21 protein-coding genes are annotated in these 24,550 nt (G+C 31.5%); 17 read left to right on the forward strand and 4 right to left on the reverse strand.

Going from position 1 to position 24,550, the window contains the following annotated elements; all coding sequences use genetic code 11:
• The first annotated feature begins 493 nt into the window (after nucleotides 1-493).
• From thrS to rplT, 4 genes are all read left to right on the forward strand, one after another.
• Entirely contained in the window at nucleotides 494-2,440 is a 1,947-nt protein-coding gene (thrS, locus tag BC748_RS12915) for a threonine--tRNA ligase (protein WP_133533912.1), read from the forward strand.
• A gap of 76 nt (nucleotides 2,441-2,516) precedes the next feature.
• Nucleotides 2,517-3,017: a translation initiation factor IF-3 gene (gene infC / locus BC748_RS12920; RefSeq protein ID WP_211338563.1), complete on the forward strand. Its 501-nt coding sequence runs from the start codon at nucleotides 2,517-2,519 to the stop codon at nucleotides 3,015-3,017.
• Between the two features lie 26 nt (nucleotides 3,018-3,043).
• On the forward strand, nucleotides 3,044-3,241 hold the full coding sequence (rpmI, locus tag BC748_RS12925; protein WP_011921545.1) for a 50S ribosomal protein L35: 198 nt from the start codon (nucleotides 3,044-3,046) through the stop codon (nucleotides 3,239-3,241).
• Nucleotides 3,242-3,356: 115 nt separating this feature from the next.
• On the forward strand, nucleotides 3,357-3,701 hold the full coding sequence (gene rplT / locus BC748_RS12930) for a 50S ribosomal protein L20 (protein ID WP_133533914.1): 345 nt from the start codon (nucleotides 3,357-3,359) through the stop codon (nucleotides 3,699-3,701).
• 88 nt (nucleotides 3,702-3,789) lie between these two features.
• Here the strand turns inward: rplT and BC748_RS12935 are convergent, their stop codons facing one another.
• Nucleotides 3,790-6,417, reverse strand: a complete 2,628-nt coding sequence (locus BC748_RS12935) for a valine--tRNA ligase (RefSeq protein ID WP_162846474.1) — start codon at nucleotides 6,415-6,417, stop codon at nucleotides 3,790-3,792.
• Nucleotides 6,418-6,722: 305 nt separating this feature from the next.
• Between BC748_RS12935 and BC748_RS12940 the strand changes: the two genes are divergently transcribed.
• Entirely contained in the window at nucleotides 6,723-7,160 is a 438-nt protein-coding gene (locus tag BC748_RS12940) for a DUF1573 domain-containing protein (protein WP_133533915.1), read from the forward strand.
• A gap of 34 nt (nucleotides 7,161-7,194) precedes the next feature.
• Here BC748_RS12940 and BC748_RS12945 read toward each other — a convergent pair whose 3' ends face one another.
• Nucleotides 7,195-8,517: a pepsin/retropepsin-like aspartic protease family protein gene (locus BC748_RS12945; protein ID WP_133533916.1), complete on the reverse strand. Its 1,323-nt coding sequence runs from the start codon at nucleotides 8,515-8,517 to the stop codon at nucleotides 7,195-7,197.
• Between the two features lie 127 nt (nucleotides 8,518-8,644).
• Between BC748_RS12945 and BC748_RS12950 the strand changes: the two genes are divergently transcribed.
• Nucleotides 8,645-9,838: a pyridoxal phosphate-dependent aminotransferase gene (locus tag BC748_RS12950; protein ID WP_133533917.1), complete on the forward strand. Its 1,194-nt coding sequence runs from the start codon at nucleotides 8,645-8,647 to the stop codon at nucleotides 9,836-9,838.
• 67 nt (nucleotides 9,839-9,905) lie between these two features.
• Here BC748_RS12950 and BC748_RS12955 read toward each other — a convergent pair whose 3' ends face one another.
• The gene (locus tag BC748_RS12955; protein WP_133533918.1) at nucleotides 9,906-13,652 is read right to left on the reverse strand and encodes a transglutaminase domain-containing protein; all 3,747 of its coding nucleotides are present in this window, start codon (nucleotides 13,650-13,652) and stop codon (nucleotides 9,906-9,908) included.
• Between the two features lie 23 nt (nucleotides 13,653-13,675).
• The gene (locus BC748_RS12960) at nucleotides 13,676-14,317 is read right to left on the reverse strand and encodes a protein-L-isoaspartate(D-aspartate) O-methyltransferase (RefSeq protein ID WP_133533919.1); all 642 of its coding nucleotides are present in this window, start codon (nucleotides 14,315-14,317) and stop codon (nucleotides 13,676-13,678) included.
• 121 nt (nucleotides 14,318-14,438) lie between these two features.
• Here BC748_RS12960 and BC748_RS12965 point away from each other — a divergent pair, with 121 nt between their 5' ends.
• The 11 genes from BC748_RS12965 (at nucleotide 14,439) to miaA (ending at nucleotide 24,522) form a co-directional block, all read left to right on the forward strand.
• Entirely contained in the window at nucleotides 14,439-15,407 is a 969-nt protein-coding gene (locus BC748_RS12965) for a Gfo/Idh/MocA family protein (protein ID WP_133533920.1), read from the forward strand.
• An 82-nt stretch (nucleotides 15,408-15,489) separates the two neighbouring features.
• Nucleotides 15,490-16,497 (forward strand): PDDEXK nuclease domain-containing protein, encoded by a 1,008-nt coding sequence (locus BC748_RS12970; RefSeq protein WP_133533921.1) that lies wholly within the window; start codon nucleotides 15,490-15,492, stop codon nucleotides 16,495-16,497.
• Nucleotides 16,487-16,813, forward strand: coding sequence for a toxin-antitoxin system YwqK family antitoxin (locus BC748_RS12975; RefSeq protein ID WP_133533922.1), 327 nt, complete (start codon nucleotides 16,487-16,489; stop codon nucleotides 16,811-16,813). Before BC748_RS12970 ends, BC748_RS12975 begins: the two co-directional genes overlap by 11 nt.
• A gap of 9 nt (nucleotides 16,814-16,822) precedes the next feature.
• Nucleotides 16,823-17,713, forward strand: a complete 891-nt coding sequence (locus BC748_RS12980) for a 3-hydroxyacyl-CoA dehydrogenase family protein (protein WP_133533923.1) — start codon at nucleotides 16,823-16,825, stop codon at nucleotides 17,711-17,713.
• Nucleotides 17,714-17,735: 22 nt separating this feature from the next.
• The gene (locus tag BC748_RS12985; RefSeq protein ID WP_133533924.1) at nucleotides 17,736-18,638 is read left to right on the forward strand and encodes a helix-turn-helix domain-containing protein; all 903 of its coding nucleotides are present in this window, start codon (nucleotides 17,736-17,738) and stop codon (nucleotides 18,636-18,638) included.
• 76 nt (nucleotides 18,639-18,714) lie between these two features.
• Entirely contained in the window at nucleotides 18,715-19,248 is a 534-nt protein-coding gene (locus BC748_RS12990; protein ID WP_133533925.1) for a GRAM domain-containing protein, read from the forward strand.
• Between the two features lie 49 nt (nucleotides 19,249-19,297).
• Nucleotides 19,298-19,921, forward strand: coding sequence for an outer membrane beta-barrel protein (locus BC748_RS12995; RefSeq protein WP_133533926.1), 624 nt, complete (start codon nucleotides 19,298-19,300; stop codon nucleotides 19,919-19,921).
• A 99-nt stretch (nucleotides 19,922-20,020) separates the two neighbouring features.
• The gene (locus BC748_RS13000; RefSeq protein WP_133533927.1) at nucleotides 20,021-21,238 is read left to right on the forward strand and encodes a DUF1015 domain-containing protein; all 1,218 of its coding nucleotides are present in this window, start codon (nucleotides 20,021-20,023) and stop codon (nucleotides 21,236-21,238) included.
• Between the two features lie 165 nt (nucleotides 21,239-21,403).
• Complete coding sequence (locus tag BC748_RS13005; RefSeq protein ID WP_133533928.1) at nucleotides 21,404-22,063, forward strand: YggS family pyridoxal phosphate-dependent enzyme; 660 nt, start codon at nucleotides 21,404-21,406, stop codon at nucleotides 22,061-22,063.
• A gap of 51 nt (nucleotides 22,064-22,114) precedes the next feature.
• A complete protein-coding gene (locus tag BC748_RS13010) occupies nucleotides 22,115-23,476 on the forward strand; it encodes an exonuclease domain-containing protein (RefSeq protein ID WP_133533929.1) in 1,362 nt (453 codons plus the stop codon).
• 119 nt (nucleotides 23,477-23,595) lie between these two features.
• On the forward strand, nucleotides 23,596-24,522 hold the full coding sequence (miaA, locus tag BC748_RS13015) for a tRNA (adenosine(37)-N6)-dimethylallyltransferase MiaA (RefSeq protein WP_133533930.1): 927 nt from the start codon (nucleotides 23,596-23,598) through the stop codon (nucleotides 24,520-24,522).
• The last annotated feature ends 28 nt before the right edge of the window (nucleotides 24,523-24,550 follow it).

Raw genomic sequence — 24,550 nt, forward strand, 5'->3', positions numbered from 1 at the left:
ATTCTATATCGCTATTCTTTCGTTTAGCGGGTGCAAAAGTAAGCATTTCTTTTTACCAAACAAGCTTTTTTGAAAATATTTTTTAAAATTATTTTTAATAATCTCCTGTCAGTAAAAATATCAATGAACTCCCTATTGCGGGGTGCAAATATAAAAACTATTTATCCCCTAATCCAAATATTTTTTAACCTTTTTTTTGCCTTTTTCTTAAGTGGTTGATATACCATCAAATATATGCGCGATTTCTCCCAAACAGTAATAAAGAAACTCCATTAGCCCCGATGGAAATGTAAATCCTTTTTGTTTTTATTAACTAAAGACCTCTTTCTGGCATTCATTACCAAAAAAAAAAAAAAAAGATTGAAGTGGACAGCGGGAATGTTGTCAAATAATAATACCTAATGTTTCGCTCTTTATTTTACTATATTATTGGACGCATGTATTGTGAGTGTTTTGCTAATCTCCTATATTTGCAATCCATAAAAATTAAGGAATGATAAAGATTACTCTACCTGACGGTTCGGTTAAGGAGCTCGTAAATGGTTCGACTCCAATGGATGTTGCAAAAAGCATCAGTGAAGGATTAGCAAGAAACGTGATTTCGGCTGCTTTTAATAGTACAACTATAGAAACTTCGACGGAATTGACGACCGACGGTTCACTCATATTATATACATGGAATGATAAAGAGGGTAAAAAAGCTTTTTGGCATTCTACCTCTCACGTTATGGCTCAAGTTTTGGAAGAAAAATACAATGGTATTAAATTGACTCTTGGACCTGCAATTGATAATGGGTTTTATTATGATGTGGATTTTGGAGACAATAAAATAACTGATGCTGACTTTAAAGCTATCGAAGATAGAGTTTTGGAAATTTCTAGAGAGAAACATGAATTTAAGATGCGTGCTGTTTCAAAAGCAGAAGCATTAGCTACTTATAAAGATAACGAATACAAGACTGAATTAATATCAAATTTAGAAGATGGTACAATTACGTTTTGTGATCATGCTAACTTCTTTGACTTGTGTCGTGGTGGACATATACCTAATACAGGTATTATTAAAGCAATGAAAATCATGAGCGTTGCTGGTGCTTATTGGCGTGGTGACGAGAAAAACAAACAATTGACTCGTGTTTATGGAATTTCCTTTCCTAAACAAAAGGATTTGACTGATTATCTTGAACTATTAGAAGAAGCCAAACGAAGAGATCATAGAAAACTTGGAAAAGAATTAGATTTATTTGCTTTTTCACAAAAAGTTGGTCAAGGTTTGCCTTTATGGTTACCAAAAGGTGCTGCATTGCGCGACAGATTGGAGCAATTTTTGAAAAAAGCTCAAAAGAAAGCAGGTTACGAGCAAGTTGTTACACCACATATTGGACAGAAAGAACTTTATGTAACATCTGGACATTATGCAAAGTATGGTGCTGATAGTTTCCAGCCAATAACAACTCCAGCTGAAGGTGAAGAGTTTTTGTTGAAGCCGATGAATTGCCCGCATCACTGCGAAATTTACAACACAAAACCTTGGTCTTACAAAGATTTACCAAAACGTTATGCTGAATTTGGAACTGTTTACAGATACGAACAATCGGGAGAATTACACGGTTTAACTCGTGTTCGTGGATTTACTCAAGATGATGCTCATATTTTTTGTACGCCAGATCAATTAGACAGCGAATTCAAAAAAGTAATCGACCTTGTATTGTATGTATTCGGTTCGTTAGGATTTGAAAACTTTACCGCTCAAATTTCATTACGTGATCAAGAAAATAGAGATAAATATATAGGTAGCGACGAAAATTGGGAAAAAGCAGAAAATGCTATTATCAATGCTGCAGCGGATAAAGGCTTAAATACTGTTGTTGAATATGGTGAAGCTGCTTTTTATGGTCCGAAATTAGACTTTATGGTAAAAGATGCTTTGGGTAGAAGTTGGCAACTTGGAACAATTCAAGTGGATTACAACTTACCTGAACGTTTTGAATTGACTTATAAAGGTGCAGATGATAAGTTACACCGACCAGTTATGATTCATAGAGCACCTTTTGGCTCAATGGAAAGATTTATTGCAATTTTATTAGAACACACAGCAGGAAATTTCCCGCTTTGGTTAATGCCAGAGCAAGCTATAATCTTGTCTTTGAGTGAGAAATATGAAAATTATGCGAAAAAAGTTTTAGAATTGCTAGAAAATCACGAAATTCGCGCCCTAATTGACAACCGCAACGAGACAATTGGAAGAAAAATTCGTGAGGCAGAAGTGCAAAAAATGCCATTTATGCTTATAGTTGGTGAGGAAGAAGAAAAAAATGGAACTATTTCTGTTCGTCGTCACGGTCAAGAAGGAAAAGGAAATATAACGGTAACAATTGAAGAATTTGTAAAAATTGTTAACGAAGAAATTTCCAAAACATTGAAAACATTTGAAGTTTAACTAAAATAATTAAGCCATAGCAATTAGAAACAACAGAGGTTACCAACCTCGAGTAGAAAAAACAGCAGCCCACAGAATAAACAATTTAATTCGTGGAGTAAATGAAGTACGTCTGGTAGGAGAAAATATAGAACCTGGTGTTTTTAAATTTTCCGAAGCCTTACGATTAGCCGAAGAGCAAGAAGTAGATTTAGTTGAGATTTCTCCAAATGCTGATCCACCGGTATGTAAGCTTATGGATTATGGAAAATTTATCTATCAACAAAAGAAACGCGATAAAGAATTAAAAGCAAAATCTACGCAAATCACTGTGAAAGAGATTCGTTTTGGTCCTCAAACTGATGAGCATGACTATGAATTTAAAAGAAAAAACGCTGAAAAATTCTTGAAAGAAGGTTCTAAGTTAAAAGCTTTTGTCTTTTTTAAAGGTCGTTCAATTATATATAAAGAACAAGGACAAATCTTATTATTGCGTTTAGCTCAAGATTTGGAAGAATATGGGAAAGTTGAAGCAATGCCTGTGTTAGAAGGAAAGAGAATGATTATGTTCATTGCTCCTAAGAAAAAAAGTAAGTAAGTTAAATTTAAATAAATTTGGGAATTATGCCTAAAATGAAAACAAAATCCAGTGCTAAGAAGCGATTCAAAGTAACTGGCTCTGGAAAAATCAAGAGAAAACACGCTTTTAAAAGTCACATTTTGACAAAAAAATCTAAAAAGCGTAAATTAGCTTTAACACATTCTGCTTTGGTTCACAAAACAGATGAAAAAAGCATTAAACAACAATTAAGAATTATCTAATAGCCAAAAGCTTTTAGAATTCTTTAGGTTAAAAAATTATTTAATAACCTTGGAGTATGGCTGTAAGTTTCCTTGATTAAATTCGGAACGCCTGCTACAAAAACACAAGAAAATTATGCCAAGATCAGTAAATTCAGTTGCTAAAAGAGCAAGAAGAAAAAAGATAATGAAGCAAGCCAAAGGTTTCTTTGGTCGTCGTAAAAACGTTTGGACAGTTGCTAAAAACGCAGTTGAAAAAGCAATGGTTTATGCTTACAGAGATAGAAAGCAAAACAAGAGAAACTTCCGTTCATTATGGATTCAACGTATTAACGCTGGAGCTAGACTAGAAGGAATGAGTTACTCTCAATTCATCGGATTAGTTAAGAAAAACGGTATCGAATTGAACCGTAAAGTATTAGCTGATTTAGCTATGAATCATCCAGAAGCTTTTAAAGCTGTTGTGAAAAAAGTAAAATAAAACGTTTGTACAACCTTATTTAACTTACTTATAATAAAAAATCCTATCAATTTGATAGGATTTTTTTATTGTTTACTTTTAACCAAAACTATTGCAAACTAGCTAAACTTTGTTCTATAGTAGTAATTTTTGCAAGAGCATCAGCTTCTTTCTTACGCTCGTTATCTATAACTTGACCTGGCGCTCCAGAAACAAACTTTTCATTTGCTAATTTAACTTGAACACTTTTTAAGAATCCTTTTGTATATTTTAACTCTTCTGTGAGTTTAGCAATTTCTGCAGCCACATCGATTGTTCCTGAAACTGGAATAAAATATTCATTCGATTTTACACGATAAGTCAATGCTCCATCGATTTTATCGGTGCTATATTCTAAAGAAGTAATATTGCCTAATTTCATAATTACACTATCAAAATAAGTTGAAACGTTTTCGTTATTTACCACTTTTAAATCTATCGCCTCTTTCATGGCGATATTCTTTTCTTTTCGAATGGTACGAACACCAGCAATAACTTCGGCTGCAAAATCAAAATCAGCAATTAATTTTTCATCAAATGATTTCAAAACTGGATATTCCGCAATAATCAAGGCTTGTTCTGGAGTTCTTTCCGTGATATGTTGCCAAATTTCCTCCGTCAAGAACGGCATAAAAGGATGCAATAATTTCAAATTAGCTTCCAGCATTTCGATAGCTTTGTCAAATGTAGCGCGGTCAATTGGTTGTTGATATGCAGGTTTTATCATTTCTAAAAACCACGAACAGAAATCGTCCCAAACCAATTTATAAATTCCCATCAATGCATCAGACAAACGATATTTTTCGAAATTCTCTTCAATTTCAACTAAGGTTTTCTGCAATTTTGCTTCATACCATTCAATAGCAACCATTGAGCTTTCAGGCTGAGGAATATCGGCAACTTCCCAACCTTTAATCAATCGAAAAGCATTCCATATTTTATTTGCAAAAGCTTTACCGTTATTGCATAATTCTTCGTCAAACATAATATCGTTTCCTGCAGAAGCACTCAATAACAATCCAACACGAACTCCATCAGCACCGAATTTTTCAATTAATTCTAATGGCTCAGGCGAGTTTCCTAACGATTTAGACATCTTACGACGTTGTTTATCGCGAACCAAACCTGTTAAATATACATTAGTAAAAGGTTTTTCACCAGTATACTCATATCCAGCAATAATCATTCGAGCAACCCAAAAGAATAAAATATCTGGTCCAGTTACTAAATCATTCGTTGGATAATAGTATTTGAAATCTTCGTTTTCTGGTTCAAGAATTCCTCCAAAAACGGCTATTGGCCATAACCAAGAGGAAAACCAAGTGTCAAGTGCATCTGCATCTTGTTTTAAGTGTTCAGTAGTCAGATTTGAGTTGGCAGTTTTTACTTTTGCAAGTTCAAGTGCATCAACAATATTTTCAGCAACAACAAAATCTTCTTTTCCATCACCATAATAATAGGCAGGAATTTGTTGTCCCCACCAAAGTTGGCGCGAAATATTCCAATCACGGATATTTTCTAACCAATGACGATACGTATTATTAAAACGACTTGGATATAATTTAATTTCTTCGGTTTCTAAAACAGCTTTTATGGCTGGTTTTACCAATTCTTCCATGCTTAAAAACCATTGATCAGAAAGTCTTGGTTCGATTACGGCTTTGGTTCTTTCGGAAGTTCCAACTTTATTAAGATGTGTTTCTGTTTTTGATAAAGCACCGATGGTTTCTAATTCTTTTGCAATTTCTTCACGAACTACAAAACGGTCTTTTCCTTGATAATGCAATCCGTAAGTATTCAACGTAGCATCTTCATTGAAAATATCGATGATTTCTAGGTTATACTTCTCTCCTAGCGTTTTATCGTTCATGTCGTGAGCTGGCGTAACTTTTAAACAACCCGTTCCAAATTCTACATCTACATATTCGTCTTCAATAATTGGGATAACTCTGTTGCAAACAGGAACGATAGCTTTCTTTCCTTTTAAATGAGAAAAACGCTCGTCGTTTGGATTGATACAAATTGCGGTATCACCAAAAATAGTTTCTGGACGCGTTGTAGCTACGGTCAAGAAATCTTCAGAACCTTCTATTTTGTAATTGATGAAATATAGTTTTCCTTGTCTTTCTTCAAAGATTACTTCTTCGTCTGATAATGTTGTTTTTGCTTCTGGATCCCAATTTACCATTCGGTAGCCACGATAAATTTGTCCTTTGTTGTATAAATCTACGAATGATTTTATAACCGAAGCTGACATGTCTGCGTCCATCGTGAACTTGGTTCTATCCCAATCGCATGAACATCCTAACTGTTTTAGTTGTTCAAGGATTGTTCCTCCATATTTATCGGTCCAATCGTAGGCGTGTTTTAGAAATTCGTCGCGGGTTAAATCGCTTTTGTTAATTCCTTCGCTTTTTAGTTTGGCTACCACTTTGGCTTCGGTTGCAATGGATGCATGATCGGTTCCTGGAACCCAACAGGCGTTGAAACCTTTTAAACGTGCACGACGAATTAAAACATCTTGAATGGTGTTGTTCAACATATGTCCCATGTGAAGAACTCCAGTTACGTTTGGCGGTGGAATGGTTATGGTATATGGTTTTCTATGGTCGGGTTTTGAATGAAAATAGTTATTTTTCATCCAGTAGTCGTACCATTTTTTTTCTACTTCTTTGGCATTGAATTGTGCTGGTATCATATTTTTATTTTATATCTGGATTAGATATTTGATTTTTAATTTTACTTCAGATTACAAATACGCAATTCGTTTATCTTTTAGCCCCGATTGAAGTGGAAATCCTCGAAGAGATTGAAACGGAAAGCGGGAAAATGGATTACAAAAGTTCCCGAACGATACGCTCCAAAAAAAACATGGTATGCTTTTTGTAATTTGATTTGCAAAAGTAGTTAATATGTACTTTAGAAAAAATTAAGAATTAAATTTTTGTGTATTAATTTAAACGAAGTATTTTTACAGAAACCAAATATTAAAATTTTTAACCTATGAAAAAATATTTACTCTTAGCTTTTGTTGTCTTTGGTAGTGCAGTTTTTGCACAAAGTGGTGCTAAAATTGAGTTCAAAGATAAAGACAATACTATTGATTATGGTACTGTTAATAAGGAAGATGACAATGGTTTGCGTGTTTTTGAGTTTACTAATACTGGTGATGCGCCGTTAATTATTACTGACGTAAAAAGCAGTTGTGGTTGTACTGTGCCGAGTAAACCTACTGAACCTATTCAACCAGGAAAAACGGGTAAAATTGAAGTGAAATACAATATGAATCCTGGTCCGATTAGAAAAACGATTACGGTTGAATCTAACGCTGTCAATTATGATGAAGGTCGTGTTGCATTGAAAATTAAAGGTGAAGTGATTGTGAAACCAGTTGTCAATTTATTAGAAAAGAAGAATACCAGTCCGATGCTGATGCAATAAAAAATGAAAGCTCCGAAAATTTTCGGAGCTTTTTTTATAGAATATTTTTAAGTGGAAACCTAATTTTTAGATTTTTACCATTTCGCTCTACTTCAAAAATTATCGTTCTACCATCTTCTTCTTTGAGAAGTTTGTTTATTCTTTCAATACTTAAATTATGAGCGTGAGTTCCGTTAATTCGGATAATTTTATCTCCTTTTTTGAGACCAGCTTTTTCTGCTTCTGATTCTATCCTAACATTAAAAATCTTGAAAATTGGTTTTAAACTAAATTTAATTTTAAAATTTGGTTCATAACTTGTGTCCTTGTCTGTGTAAATTTTAATTCCAGAGCTTCTTTCTTGAACCGTTTCTGTTCCCCATTCTAATCCAGCGTGTTCAATATCAATTCCACTCATGTTGAAACTGAAAGGTTCATTTATTTTATGATTTGGTTGAGTGTAAATTACTTGTTCTTTATAATCAAAAAAAACATTAAATCTTGATATGACTTCACCTCCTATTGAACCCAATCTGTCAGGAACAAAACTGACACTTTTTAAAGATGTAGAATCGGGAAAAGTAACTATTGGGTTTTCAAATGTTTTGTTTCCAAATTTGAAGTTTTGAATTCTACCTCTTTTTCCATATACATTACCACTAAAACCTCTACCTAAATAATCATCTATGTTTTTGGTTGGTGGAGCAATTTTCTTTTGATTATTAGAAAACAACCAAACTGCATCACTGTTGCCTGTATCTATGAGCAATTTTGATTTAATTGTATTTTCATTATTCTTTATTTCAGTGACTAAGTAAGGTTTATTAAGTTCCATAGAAATACTGTCTTTGTGAAATTTTTTATTTAATTTCTTACATAATTTGACACTCTTTTCACGATAAATTATTACTTTTTTATGTTGATAATCGATTTCAACTAAATGATTTTTAAAGAAATGATAACCTAAAATTCCATTAACAGGTATTCCAATTTGAGCAGAAAAATTAAATTCTTGATCTAAAATTATGTATAATTCATGTTTAGTGTCCACAAAACCGTTAAGTTCAATTCTATTGTTTGAAGATTTATATCCATCAACAGATTCATTACTTCCAAGACCTCTCAATTTTATTGTTTCAACATTGTGAAGTTGCAAATCTTGAGTTTCATCTATACTAAGGATAACGGTTTGTTCAACTCCTGTGTCTAATAAAAAAGTTAATTCTTCACCATTTAGAGTTAATGGAACAAAAACAAGATTATTAATAAGTGTAAAAGGAATTACTATTTTCTTTTTATTGTTTTCAAATTTAAACTCTGATTGACCATAAGTTATCGCAGTTGAGAATAAAATAAAATATAGGAATGATTTAAACATTGATAATGATTTTAGCTAATTTAAGAAAAATAAAAATATCTTATCTATTTAACATTTTTTAAATTGAAGTTAATTATTGTTTAGCAAAAAAAAATATCGCAATTTTGTAAATTATAAAATAATAATCATGCCGAAAATTTCTCAAAAAGGGCAACAAATGCCTGAATCTCCAATAAGAAAATTAGTTCCTTATGCAGAAATAGCAAAGAAAAAAGGACATAAAGTTTATCATCTAAATATTGGTCAGCCAGATATTAAAACTCCAGAGGTTGCTTTGAATGCAATAAAAAACAATGATATTAAAATTTTAGAATATAGCCACTCAGCTGGTTTTGAGAGTTATAGAACAAAACTTTCAGCTTATTACAAAACTCACGGTTTACCAATTGAAGTTGCTGATATCATAATTACAACTGGTGGTTCAGAAGCATTGCTTTTTGCTATGGGAAGTACAATGGATACTGATGATGAAATCATTATTCCAGAACCATTTTATGCAAATTACAATGGCTTTTCTACAGCTTCAGGAGTTAAAGTTGTTCCTGTGATTTCTACAATTGATGAAGGATTTGCATTACCGCCAATTTCGGCATTTGAAAAATTGATTACTCCAAAAACAAAAGCAATTCTTATTTGTAATCCAGGAAATCCAACAGGATATTTATATTCAAAAGAAGAAATTTATCAATTGGCAGAAATAGTAAAAAAACATGATTTATTCTTAATTGCTGATGAAGTTTATCGAGAATTTATTTATGATGGCGATAAGCATTTCTCTGTTATGAATGTTCCTGGAATTGAAGAAAATGCTATTATGATTGATTCTGTTTCCAAAAGATATAGTATGTGTGGAGCAAGAATTGGATGTATTGTTTCAAAAAATAAAGAGGTAATGTCAACAGCAATGAAATTTGCTCAAGCAAGATTAAGTCCACCAACTTATGCGCAAATTGCCAGTGAAGCAGCATTAGATACTCCTCAAAGTTATTTTGACGATGTTATCAATGAATATAAAGAAAGGCGTGACACGCTTATTTCAGAGTTAAATAAAATTGAAGGTGTAAAAGTTGCTACCCCGAAAGGTGCTTTTTATTGCATAGCAAAACTTCCTGTAAAGAGTGCTGATGATTTTGCAAAATGGCTTCTTGAAACCTATGATAATAATGGAGAAACAGTTATGGTTGCTCCAGCTGCAGGTTTTTATTCAACTCCAAATGTTGGACTTGATGAAATTAGAATTGCTTATGTATTGAAAAAAGAAGATTTAATTCGTTCTGTTGCAATTTTGAAAGACGCATTAATCAAATATAAGGAAAAATAAAAAGTAAATAATATAAATAAAAAATGGGGTTAGAAAACCCCATTTTTTATTTATTAAAACAATTACTTTATTTAAAACCAACCACTTGTTCTTCATTAGCTAATACATCTTCAATATATTTTTTGAATTCTGGATATTCAGAAATACTAACATTATCCCAAGATACTTTTACCACTCGAGTTATTTTTAATGAGTTTGGTTTTACTAACTCAAATGAAATTGTATAATTGTGATTTTTGTATTGATACGTCTTGTTTTCCGGAACTTCTGTAAATTTTTTATCTTCTGGAATGTTTAATATAATTGTGGTGTTATAATCTAGATTGTTTTCATACGAAGCGTAATCTATGTCGTAGTTTCTAGTTTCTTGCGCAATTACATCTCTGGTGTAAACCTTATCAATAAAAGGAATATCGATTATTTTTAAACTTCCTACGCTTTTAATTTTTTCACTAATCTGCAATTGAGTTTCAAATTCAATAGAATCATCAAAAGTTTCATTTTTAATCAACTTAGCCGATAATAATTTTACTCCTTTTTTGAGTTTTGTGTTGTATTGTTCTTCTAAATCTTTTTTGCGAACATCTTCTGTTGTTGAACTTGAAAACAATTCATTGTAATAGGATTTGTTGGCACCAACTATTTTTCGATTGTTTACAAAATTAATTTCTTTATCCGTAACTGTTACTGTGCTTGTAGTATGTAATGAATTTACAGTAGCATTTTCAGGTGAAATTTCAATAATTGATGCTTTTTCGTTTTCAGTTTTATCAAAAGAAATCACTAAAGCATTTGCTTTATACAATGACATCGGCATTGATTTGAATGGTAAAAATTTATCGGTTAATTCTAGAAAAAATGCTTTGCCGTTAATAAAAGTTCTAACGATACAATGATTAAAATCTTTTGATGGCAACGACATCATGTGTGAACTATTTTCGTTGGTTGAAACTAGAACCAAATTTGATTTTAATCCTGCTAATTGAGAAAAAGCAACGAATAAAGTCGAAACATCTTTACAATCGCCCAATTTTGTTGTAATCGTTTTTGATGGTTTTTGTGGTACATAACCACTTTGCCTAAAATCTTGCGAGCTATATTTTATGTTTTCTTCAATATAGGAATAGATTTTTTTTGCAATTACTTCTTCAGATAAACCAGTTACACCATTTGGAAAAATTTGATCAAAAGTGTTTTTTGTGATTTTATCTAAAGTCAATGTTTTTTTAACCAAATCGGCATACCAGTTCGAAATTTCTTTCCATGATTTTATGGAACTAACATTGATTGTATTCGTTAAATCGGAAAAGTTTTTTGAATACGGTTCTAATAATGGCATCGCTGGAACATTAGTTCGTTTCCAAATAGTACAAGTTTTATTGTTTATTTTCTTTACAACTGGAGTAATATTTCCATTAAATATTTTAGTTGAATAACTAACATCTTCAGGATTTATAATCGCAAAAATGGCTTCAACTGTTGGATACGTGCTGTTAAAATAGCAATCTAAATTAAAGTCTTTATAAAATCGTCCTGTTGAATTACTATACGATTCATACTCAATATAGATAACATCACCAATAGCTAGATTTGAAAAAACCAATGTTCCTGAGCCTTCTTCCGCAGGAACAATACTTCCGTCTGGTTTTACAATTTCAGATTTTTGAAGTGTTAATGAATATGTATTCAAACTGTACTCTTTCATTTGCTCAATACCATTTTCATCAATAATTTCATAAACAAGAACCACTTTTGACTTTCTTCCACCTTCTGGAAGTATGTTGACAATGTATTGATCAATCAAGGTAACAACGCCATAATCACTTTTAAGTTTAGAATTTCTTCTTTCTTTGATTACTTTGTATTTATCTTTAATATCGATTTCTTCAATTTCATCTGGTGTTTTTGTAATATCATACAATTGTTTCCTCAACTGATTATTTTCAGAATTATGCGTTAAAGATTTGCGAATATATTTCTCCGCTTCTTTAACATTATTCATGTAATTATATACTTTTCCTTTTTGTTCTAAAAGTTGAAAAGAATAAGGATACAAGCCTAATGAATTATCAATTTCAACTAACGCATCAGGATACTTTTTCTCTTCAATTAACATGTTGATATAATCCGACGCAACACCTTTAAAATAAGGATAATTAGTTTTTCGTTCAATAAATAATTTCTTTACATCTTCTTTTCTATCTGCAGCTTGATAATAACCCACAAGTTGTGATAAAGCATTGAAATTGTCTTTTTTATTAACCAAATCTTCCAACATTTTTATTGCTTTCTCTTTATTTTTTTCAAGAGAATCATATAAAGGAGCAAATGTTGTAATATAAAATTCACTGTTGCTCGAAGTTCCAATGATTTCTTCTGCATTTTTCATCATTGCTTCAATGTTCGCATTTCTAGCATTGATTAAAAAATCATACAAATAACCTAAAACAGGAGTTGTCAATTTTTTTGCTTTATCTCTATACTTTTCTAGCTCAGCAATACTAGCGGTTTTTAACCAATCTGAATCTTGTGCTTTGGTTGCTATCGTGTAAAAATAATCCGCATCTTGAAGTTCTAAATTCTTAATAATCTCTTTCACTTTTGCATAATCTTCTTTGTAGGCATAATATTCCGTAAGCCGCGTTTTAACAATTGAACTATTTGGATACTTAACATCAAGTTCTTCCATAACATCAAATGCCCATTCAAGTTTTTTGTTGTGCATATAAGCATCATAAAGCATGAATTTATACAATAAGTTGGTTGGATTTTCTTTTACTTTTTGAACTAAATAGTTTTCAAAATCTGGATTTAACTCCTCAACTTCCAACGATTGAAGGCTAGATTTTAAGTAATCTTTATAAGTGTTATGATAAACTAAACTTTCAATTTTTTTGTTTTGAGTATCTGTTATCGAAAAGAAAAAATAATTATTACCAACTGAAATTGAGGATTTAACCACTACTCTATTCATTCCTTTTGGTAATTTAAGTTTAAGTTTAAATGCATTTAAGTCAGATAATTTATTTAAGCTATTAACATAAACTTCGGTATCATTAACAAATATTTTAAGCGAAGCACTCATTCCAAAATTAAAAACCACATCTTGCTCTGTTGGGTTTTCAACAAAAACTTGAGCATACATTATTCCGTTACCATATTCATCTTCATTCGAAAAAGTATGATAACCTTCATTTTGCATCACTTTTGGATTATACCAACCAATTTTTCCATTGCTATTAGCATCAAATAATTTATCGTTTTTAGGATAAATCTCTGGTTCATATTCGATGTCAATTCCACTGTCGTTTAGGTTTTCAAACGCACCACACAACTGCCAGTTCATCACCGAATTTAGTTGTTTGATGTAATTATTATAACCTTCATAGTTTTTACGATTTCTATCGGCTGTTGCTTTGTAATAAATAACAACAGGATCGTTTTTATACAAATCCGATTGTGCTAATGCGTCAATTTTTTTATACGTATTGTCATTAAAACCAACAGTTTGAATATCATCTAAAATAAATTGTTGCTTCAACAAAGACGTTAAGTAATATTTGCTTTCAGGAAATTTTGAGAATGTCGTCACAAATGCTTCGTCGTAATCTATTCTACCATTTTCAAGTTCAAGAATTTTTCCAAGGAGAAAATATTCAATTTTTGTCTCGGATGATTTTCCTAATTCTTTATCAAAAAGTTTTTTTGCTTCCGTTCTTTTATTGGCTAATAATAAATCCCAAACTTTATTTTCGGCTGTTTGTGCCAAAATAATTGTTGAGAATAACAAAAAGAAAATTTGGATTTTTTTCATGTTAAATGAAGTTTTAAAGGGATTTAATTTTTATTTTCTAGAAGTGGCACGAATTTAAAATCTCCAAATTCGTGTTTTTCAAACTGTGTTTCATTTTTGCGAATCAGCATTGTCATCACTTGCTCCTTTTCTCCTAGTGGAATTACAAGTCTTCCGCCAATTTTTAATTGTTCCATCAAAGGTTTCGGAATAATTGGCGCGCCAGCAGTAACAATAATACTGTCAAAAGGCGCATGATTTGGCAAACCTTTATAGCCATCACCAAAGGACAAATGCTTGGGACGAATATTTAATTTTGGTAATAAAGCAGAAGTTATTTTAAATAATTCGTTCTGTCTTTCAACTGAATAGACCTTCGCACCTAAAGTAACTAATACAGCTGTTTGATAACCTGAACCTGTGCCAATTTCGAGGATTTTATGATCTTTTTTTACTTCTAGTAATTGAGTTTGAAACGCAACAGTATAAGGTTGAGAAATCGTTTGCCCAGCAGCAATTGGAAATGCTTTATCTTGATAAGCAAAATCTTCAAAACTGGAATTCAAAAACAAATGTCTTGGAATTTTTTTAATAGCATCCAAAACATTTTTATCCGTTATTCCTTTTTCTTCTAATAGTTTAGCTAATTGATTTCGAAGTCCTTGGTGCTTGCTTGTATCTTTCATGAATTTCTTTGGAATGAGGCAATTTCCTTTTTAGATTAATTTTCGTAAAAATAGAAAACAAATTCACAATTATCAATTCGCAATTATGAATTAATTTCTATTTTTGATAAAATTAATTTTTATGCTCAAAGTTGGCGTTTTAGGTGCTGGACATCTCGGAAAAATACATTTACGATTATTAAATCAATCAGATAAATATGAATTAGTTGGTTTTTATGATGAAAACCACGAAAACGGTGCTAAAATTGCTGCCGAATTTGGGTATAAACAATTTGATACCATTGCTAAATTAATTCATGCTGTTGATGTTATAGATATTGTAACTCCTACTCTTTCGCATTACAAATGCGCTAAAGTTTCCATCAAAAGTGGCAAACATGTTTTTATTGAAAAACCAATTGCAACAACAGTTGAAGAAGCATTAGAAATCATTGCTTTGGCAAAAGAATACAACGTAAAAGGCCAAGTTGGTCATGTGGAACGTTTCAATCCAGCGTTTATTGCTGTAAAAGATCAAATTGAAAACCCGATGTTTATTGAAACGCATCGATTGGCAGAATTCAATCCGCGTGGAACTGATGTTCCTGTAGTTTTGGATTTGATGATACATGATATCGATGCAATTTTAAGCGTGGTAAAATCAAAAGTGAAAGCGGTTCACGCAAGTGGTGTTTCCGTTTTAAGTCAATCGCCAGATATTGCCAATGCTCGCATTGAATTTGAAAACGGTTGTGTTGCTAATATAACTTCGAGTAGAATTTCTATGAAAAACATGCGTAAATCACGATTTTTTCAAAAAGACGCTTACATCTCTGTTGACTATTTGGATAAAATCTGTGAAGTCGTAAAAATGAAAGAAGCTCCAGAATTTCCGGGCGATTTTGATATGATTTTGCAAAATGCCGAAGGCGAAAAGAAACAAATTTACTTCAACAATCCAGATGTTTCCCCAAATAATGCCATTTTGGACGAATTAGAAACTTTTGCCGATGCCATCAATAACAACACAACTCCAATTGTAACTTTGGAAGATGGAACGGAAGCTTTACGAGTGGCGTATATGATTATTGATAGTATGAATGAAAAGTAAATATTGAACCATTAAGAAATTTAGAAAAATAAAGACTTAATGAAACTTAATATCTTAATGTTTTAAAATATTTCAGTAAAAAATGAATTTATCCCAAAATCTAATACATGAAATAAAATCTTTAATTGCGAAAGCAAAAGAAGGTGCAATTCGTTCGGTTGACCACCATCGAACGGTTATGTATTGGCATATTGGCGAACGAATTTTTAACGAAGAACAGCAAGGAAAAAACCGAGCAGATTATGGTAATTATTTAATAAAGTACCTTTCCGAACAACTACAACCTGAATATGGAAGTGCGTTTTCATATCGTCAATTAGAATTAATGCGTCAATTTTATAGAACTTTCCCAATTGCGAACTCACTGCGTTCGCAATTGAGTTGGACACATTACAGATTACTACTACGTATTGATAATGAAGACAAAAGAGAATATTATATTGCAGAAACGGTAAAAAATAATTGGTCGGTTCGTCAAATGGAACGACAAATTAATAGCCAATTATTTGAACGACTATTGTTGAGTAATGACAAAGAAAGTATTTTGGCTGTTGCAAGAAATGAAGTAATTCCAACCAATCCAAATGAAATTATTAAAGATCCTTTAGTTTTAGAATTTTTAGGTTTAAAACGAGAAAGTGCTTACTATGAAAAAGATTTTGAGCAAGCCATAATTACTAATCTGCAAGACTTTCTTTTAGAATTAGGAAACGGGTTTTCATTTGTAGCAAGACAAAAACGAATTCATTTGGATGGCGATGAGTTTTTTATAGATTTAATCTTTTATAATCGCTTGCTACAATGTTTTGTCTTGTTTGAAATCAAAACACACAAGTTAACACACGAAGATTTAGGACAACTACAAATGTATGTAAACTATTATGACCGAGTTGAAAAAGTAGCACACGAAAAACCAACTATTGGAGTTTTACTTTGTGCCGATAAAAACGATGCTGTAGTAAAATATTCATTACCAGAAAACAACAATTCCATTTTAGCCAGTCAATACCAATTATATCTTCCAACAGAAGAACAACTATTGAAAGAAATTAGAAGAGAAATAGAGATACTTAATAAAAATGATGAATAGACTTTTGATTATACTAGTATTATTTTTTATTTCTTGCTCTGAAAGAAGAAATAAAGATTTTGATGAAATTGTGTTACACGAAAACATTCAAGAAGTTAATGGAATTTATTATAATGGAGACTGCGAAGAACATATTGGAAGTAAATTTTCAGGTTCAGCTAATTATTTTCATGACAATGGTAAAATTAAAGGTACATCTACTTTAAAAAATGGACTGCCTGATGGACATTGGGAACAGTTTAATGAAAATGGAACAAAAAAACTGGATTTATATTTCGAAAATGGAAATCTTATCAAAAAAATTAAAACAAACTAAACAAACATAATGAAAACAATAGCTGTAATAGGAGCAGGAACGATGGGTAACGGAATTGCTCACACTTTTGCACAAAGCGGTTTTAACGTAAAATTAATCGATATTTCAGAGAAATCTTTAGAAAAAGGAATGGCAACTATAGCTTCTAATCTTGATAGAATGGTTGCTAAAGGAACAATTTCCGAGGAAGACAAACACAAAACTATCGGAAATATAATCACATACACTGACATCAAAGATGGTGTTGTTGGTTGTGATTTAGTAGTTGAAGCTGCTACTGAAAATGTAACTTTGAAACTAAACATCTTCAAACAATTAAGTGAAGTTTGCGACCATAATGTGATTTTGGCAACCAATACTTCATCTATTTCTATCACGCAAATTGCGGCACAAGTTGTTCATCCAGAAAGAGTAATTGGAATGCATTTTATGAATCCGGTGCCAATTATGAAATTGGTTGAGATTATTCGTGGTTACAATACTTCGGATGAAGTGACTAAAATCATTATGGATTTATCTGTAAAATTAGGAAAAACGCCAACAGAAGTAAACGACTATCCTGGATTTGTAGCCAACAGAATTTTAATGCCAATGATTAACGAAAGTATTGAAACTTTATACAACGGTGTTGCTGGTGTTGAAGAAATTGATACCGTGATGAAACTCGGAATGGCACATCCAATGGGACCATTGCAATTGGCTGATTTTATTGGATTGGACGTTTGTCTTTCTATTTTAAACGTGATGTACGACGGTTTCAAAAATCCAAAATATGCTCCATGCCCACTTTTAGTAAATATGGTTATGGCAGGAAAATTGGGTGTAAAATCGGGAGAAGGTTTCTACGATTATTCCGAAAGCAAAAAAGCGGAAAAGGTTTCAAAACAATTTTTAAAGTAAAAAACCAACTAAATCAATAAAGTTGGATTTTTACTTTAATTTCCAACTTTATTTTCATTTTATCTTGAAAGAAAGCAATCATCCAGAAGATAATTTTATAACAGCCAAACCTACTTCAGAAAAAATCAGTAGGCATATTTCCTATTATTATTTCCACAAATCATTTGACGAAAAGTATCAAAAGAAATTTATATTTTATCCTAACTATAAACATGCTCTAACGGTTTATAGGAATTCAGAAGTTTTTTTATCTGATAATGAGTCAATGGTAAAACCTTCTAAATTATTCTTTTTGAAACCAATCTATTGTATTAATAAGGATAAAAATATTAAAGTAAGTATCGAAGGTGTTTTTGATAAAATCGGAATTGTATTTAATCCACTGGGAATAAACCATTTTATAAAAAAATCAATACAAGATGTATTTCCATATGAAATAAATGTCTTTCCGCATTTTGGCGAAGAATTTAATCTTGTGTTGAATCAAGTGTTTTTAGAAAATGAAATACACAAAAAAGTGGAACTTCTTGATGCTTTTTTTGAAAAAAAAATCCAACCTTTTGATGAATCAATTCTGAAAAAAGCCATTGGTGAAATTATTGTTTCTAATGGCGGAATTAAAGTTTCAGAACTATCGGAGAAGCTTAAAATAAACAGAAAATCATTGCTACGCCTTTTTAACAAACATACTTCTATGTCAGTTGAAGAATATAGAAAAATGGTGATGTTTAGACAAGCTTTCAATTATTTTCAAGAAAATAAAGACACAGTAAACCTTACCGAAGTGGCACTTTTTAGTATGTATTATGACCAAGCGCATTTCATAAAACACTTTAAATCAATCACTAAAGAAACACCGAATTCACTTTTGACAAAAATTCAACATCTCGGATTGGAAGATACTTATTGGTATTTTGAAGATTAATTTTTGACTGTCTCAATTTTACAATTTTAAGATTGTACTTAGCTTTAATATTGCATTGTAAATAAATCTGTAAATCATGGTAAAGTTGAATTTAAAATTGATGATTATTCAAACAGTCTTGCAAGGATTATTTTTTGCTGTTTTCATGGCTGTCTTCGGATATTTTATGGGTGAAAAGTTCAATATAAAGTTATTTGTTTTTCATGCCACTTTTTTTGGACTTTTCATGGGTATTCTTTTTCCTATCATTATTGAAATCCTAACAAAAAGAATTCTTAAAAAAAACATTATAAGTATAGAAAAAGATGAAAATCTTGTATATGAAAGTGGTTCAACTTTAAAATGTAAATCATTTTCAGCTGGAGGCAAACTTATACTTACCAACAAAAGAATAGCTTTTAAACCAAACAAACTGAATTCAAAAAAAGTATTTGTTGAAATTCCATTGAATGAAATTACTACTGTAGAACCAAAAAATACCTTAGGCTTCATTCATAATATTTTTATTATTAAAACAAAAAATGAAGAGTTAAAATTTTATGTTGGTGAAAACGATAGAGATACTTGGGTAACAAAAATTAAAAACTTTATTATCAGTTCAAAGAATTAAAAATTATTAAACAATTTAAAATTTTATTTAACCTTTAAAATCAAAAAAAATGAAAAAAGTTCAATTTACACTATTGTTTTTGTTATTTGCACTAAGCGTTAGCGCACAGGAAGCAACAACAAAAAAAGCGGAATTAGGTTTTAACATGAATGGTAAAATTGGTTTTGGTAAACTCATTCAAAACGGAATGGTCGATTTGAATGGAAGTGTTAACTCTGGAGATATTCTTTTCTTTTACAGACTTCCTTCAGGAACTACATTAAGTACAGGAGTTGGATTATTAGATTTTAATGCAAACGGTGTTACAAGCGGAGAAAGCTATGCTTTAAAACAATCGTATTTAAGAATTCCAATCAACTTAAATTATTCCATGTTTATTCTTGAAAACCAATTAGATAGTAAGCTTTCAGCTTATGGTGGAATTGGAGTTTATGCCAATACACTTTTAAAAGAAGAAATTCAAACTATCGATGAAACATTTAAAAATAAAAATCAAGGTTGGAATGCTGGTTTAGGCTTTAATGTTGGTCTACGATTTGGTGTCGCAAAAAATATGAACTTTGGATTAGGTTTTGAATCGCAGTCTGATATTACTAAAATGAAAAAAAATGGCGTTGAAAGAAAATTAGAGGAAATCAATACCGTTAATTTTTCTTTTGAATTCAAATTTTAATAAAAATAAAGAAATCAAGTCTTAGACAAAGCATAAATTTAAAATTAACCGTAATGTTGCATCTGTAAATTTGTAACTTTACGGTTATTTTTTAGATAGATGTCAAAAATTATCCCTTTTAAAGCCGTTCGACCAACTCCCGATAAAATTGGGTTGGTAACTTGTAGAAATTATGATGATTACAGTTCGGCGGAACTTGCTGCTTGGTTAAGTTTTAATCCATATTCGTTTTTACACGTCATTCATCCTGCGTATATGCATTCGCAAAAAATCACTTTGGACAAACGTTTTAAAGGTGTTGCGCACAAATACCAAGATTTCAAAGAGGATGGTGTTTTTATGGAAGAAGAAAAACCAGTTTTCTTTTTATACGAAATCAAAACCAAGACACAATCTTTTACTGGAATTGTTGCTGGAACTTCAATCGATGATTATAAAAACAATATTATCAAAAAACACGAAGACACGTTGCAATATCGTGTGGAATATTTCAAAGATTATTTGCATCAAACGGGTTTTAATACCGAACCAGTTTTAATCACTTATCCCGACAATGAAGTGTTGAATAATTGGATTTTTGAAAAGAAAAAAAGTGTACCGATATACAATTATTCCACCACAAATAAAGAAAAACACCAACTTTGGAAAATCGAAACCGATGAAGAAATTAATTGGTTAAGTAAACAATTTGAAAATATTCCAGAATTATATATCGCTGATGGACATCATCGTTCGGCTTCAGCAGAAATGCTTTATGATGAAGACAAACATTTAGGAAATGAAAATTTGAACTATTTCATGAGTTTCTTAATTGCTGAAAGTCAGGTCAAAATCTATGAATTCAACCGAATTATTCGTGATTTGAATGGCTATTCCAAAGAAGATTTTCTCGAAAAACTCTCAGAACATTTCATCATCAAAGACAAGGAACAAGAATTGTGGAAACCGCAAAGTAAGTTTGAATTTGGGATGTATCTCGACGGAAGTTTTTATGCTTTATTTTACAAACAACAAAGCACAATTGAAAACATTTTAGAAAATCTCGATGCTCAAATTTTATACGATAAAGTCTTGCAACCTCTTCTAGGTATTGAAGATTTACGAAACGACGAACGCATTGAATACATTCCTGGAAAACAATCCATCGCTACCATAAAAGAATTGGTTGACGAAGGCGAATTTGAAGTTGGCTTTATGCTTTACCCAAGTGATATTTCAGAAATTAAAGCATTGGCAGACAACGGATTGATTATGCCACCAAAAAGCACTTACATTGAACCGAAATTCAGAAGTGGATTGATGGTTTATGAACTTTAAGTCATTGCGAGGAACGAAGCAATCTCATAAAAAATTAGATTAATGATTATCGATTTTTGATTTCAGAAGTTTTACACACAAACTTGTCATTTCGACGAAGGAGAAATCACATGAAACAGTTCAATATGTTATCCTTCTTTTCAGAATGACAAAACCATAAAAATTATGTCAATACAACAAAATTTACTCCAAATAAAATCCCTACTTCCGTCAAACGTTACATTAGTTGCGGTTTCCAAAACCAAGCCTGTCGAAGATTTAATGGAAGCTTACAATGCTGGTCAACGCATTTTTGGTGAAAATAAAATCCAAGAAATGACCGAAAAATGGCAGCAAATGCCAAAAGACATTGAATGGCATATGATTGGTCACGTTCAGTCAAACAAAGTGAAATATATGGTTCCGTATGTGAAACTCATTCACGGAGTTGACAGTCTAAAATTGCTAAAAGAAATCAACCGTCAAGCTGCTCGTTGGCGAAAAAACATCAATTGTTTGCTTCAAATTCACATTGCCGAAGAAGAAACTAAATTCGGTTTAGATGAAAATGAATTGATTGAATTATTGAATTCTGATGAGTTTAAAGAAATGAGTAATGTTAAAGTAATTGGTTTAATGGGAATGGCTACATTTACTGAAAATCAAGAACAAATAAAAAAAGAATTTGATAATTTAAAATCAATTTTTGATAAATCAAAGAAACTGAAAACTGAAAACTGTCAACTGAACACTCTATCAATGGGAATGTCTGGCGATTATCAATTAGCCATTGATTGCGGCAGTACAATGGTTCGGATTGGAAGTAGTATATTTGGTTCAAGATAAAAGAGATTAAAAATAGACTGAATACTAATAACTGAACACTGAATACTAAATTTGTACGCAATACTCGACATAGAAACCACTGGAGGACAATTCAACGAAGAAGGAATTACAGAAATCGCCATCTATAAATTTGACGGTCACGAAATCGTTGATCAATTTATTAGTTTGGTCAATCCAGAAAAACCAATACAACCATTTGTTATAAAATTGACTGGAATTAACAATGCCATGTTACGTTCGGCTCCAAAATTCTATGAAATCGCTAAACGGATTATCGAAATCACTCAAGATTGCATTTTGGTTGCACACAACACTTCATTTGATTATCGAATACTTCGAACGGAATTCAATCGTTTAGGTTATGATTTTATAAAACCTACACTTTGCACTGTGGAATTATCCCAAAAATTAATTCCTGGTCAAGCTTCTTATAGTTTAGGGAAATTAGTTAGAGCACTTGGAATTCCTGTAACGGATAGACACAGAGCTAGTGGCGATGCTATGGCAACTGTAAAGTTGTTTAAAATGCTTCTCGCAAAAGATGTTGCAAAAGAAATTTTAATCAGTTCGATTAAAGCCGAAATCAAAAAAGGATTATCACCAAAATTACTAGATATTGTAGAGAGTTTGCCTAGCCGAACAGGAATTTACTATATCCACAATGAAAAAGCAGATTTGATTTATATTGGCAAAAGCAAAAACATCAAAAAACGTGTTAATCAGCATTTTACAGGAACATCTAGAAAATCAAAAAAAATCCAAGTAGAAGTTTTTGCTGTAACTTTTGAAGAAACCGGAAGCGAATTAATTGCTTTACTGAAAGAAAGTGAAGAAATAAAAATCAACAAACCAATTTATAATCGGGCACAAAGAAAAAGCATCTTTCAATATGCATTGTATGTTGAAAAAGATGAAAACGGTTATTTAGCGTTGAAAGTTCAAAAAGCAGATGGACGAAAAAAAGAAATCACTTCGTTCACATCCATGCAAGAAGGTAAAAATTTATTATTCAAAATTACTGCAGAACATCAACTTTGTCAAAAAATAAATGGTTTATATGAAACCCAAAACGGCTGTTTTCAACACAAAATAAACGAATGCAATGGTGCTTGTTTAGGAAAAGAACTGCCCGAAACCTATAATGAACGTGTCGAAGAATTCATCAACGACATGAAATTTGACAATGACAACATGGTCATTATCGATAAAGGAAGAAGTATTGACGAACGCAGTGCTGTTTTAATTGAAAACGGCATTTACAAAGGTTATTGTTTTTATGATTTGAATTATCAAATAAACAACATCGAAATATTGAAAAACATCATTATTCCGATGCAAAATAACCGCGACACTAGAACAATTATTCAAGGCTATTTGAGAAGAAATAAAGTAATGAAGATTGTTAAGTTTTAATTTTTTATTTGTAGCCAATCCAGCTTTCCGCTATATCTTTTATAAATTTGTATTTAGCAAATAGCTAAATACAAATTTATAAAAGGATGCCGCTTCAATCTGGGCTAAAAACATAGTAATTGAAAAAAAACTATCTCATCACCATCATCGGACCAACAGCAATCGGAAAAACTTCCTTGAGTATTGCTTTGGCACAACATTTCAATTGCGATATCATTTCTTGCGATAGCCGACAGTGTTTTAAGGAAATGAAAATCGGCACAGCAGTTCCTTCTGAAGAAGAATTAGCAAGTGCCACGCATCATTTTATTCAAAACAAATCGATTTTTGACAATTACTCAGTTGGCGATTTTGAAAAAGAAGCTCTTGCAAAATTAGATGAATTATTTTTAAAGAATAATGTTCAAATTATGGTTGGTGGAAGCGGATTGTATGTTGATGCGGTTTTAAAAGGATTTGATGATTTCCCAGATATTGATGAAAAAGTTCGAGTAAAAATAAATACTGATTTTGAACAATTTGGAATAGATTATCTACAGCAAAAGTTAAAAGAACTGGATGCTGATTATTTCCAAAAAATTTCGACCGAAAATCCGCAAACGTTACAAAATCCACAACGAATGAAACGTTTTGTAGAAGTTTGTATTGGAACGGGAAAACCGTATTCCAGTTTTATTGGACAAAAGAAAAACCAGCGCAACTTCATTCCTATCATCATTGGATTGGAAGCCGAAAGAGAAATGATGTACAACCGAATTAACCAACGAGTTGACATCATGATGAACGAAGGTTTATTGAAAGAAGTAGAAAATCTTATTCCTCATAAAAATTTAAATGCGCTACAAACGGTCGGTTATCGAGAATTATTTGACTTTTTTGAAGGAAAAACAACTTTGGAATTCGCCATTGAACAAATCAAAATGAATACACGTCGCTTTGCAAAACGCCAAATTACATGGTTTAAACGAACTGAAAATGTGCTTTGGTTTGATTATTTGACGGACAAAAAAGAGATTGTTAATTCGATTGAATTATCCATAAATTGATACAACCATTTTGGAATTTTAGCATCTT

Source organism: Flavobacterium dankookense (assembly GCF_004362665.1).
GTDB lineage: Bacteria > Bacteroidota > Bacteroidia > Flavobacteriales > Flavobacteriaceae > Flavobacterium > Flavobacterium dankookense.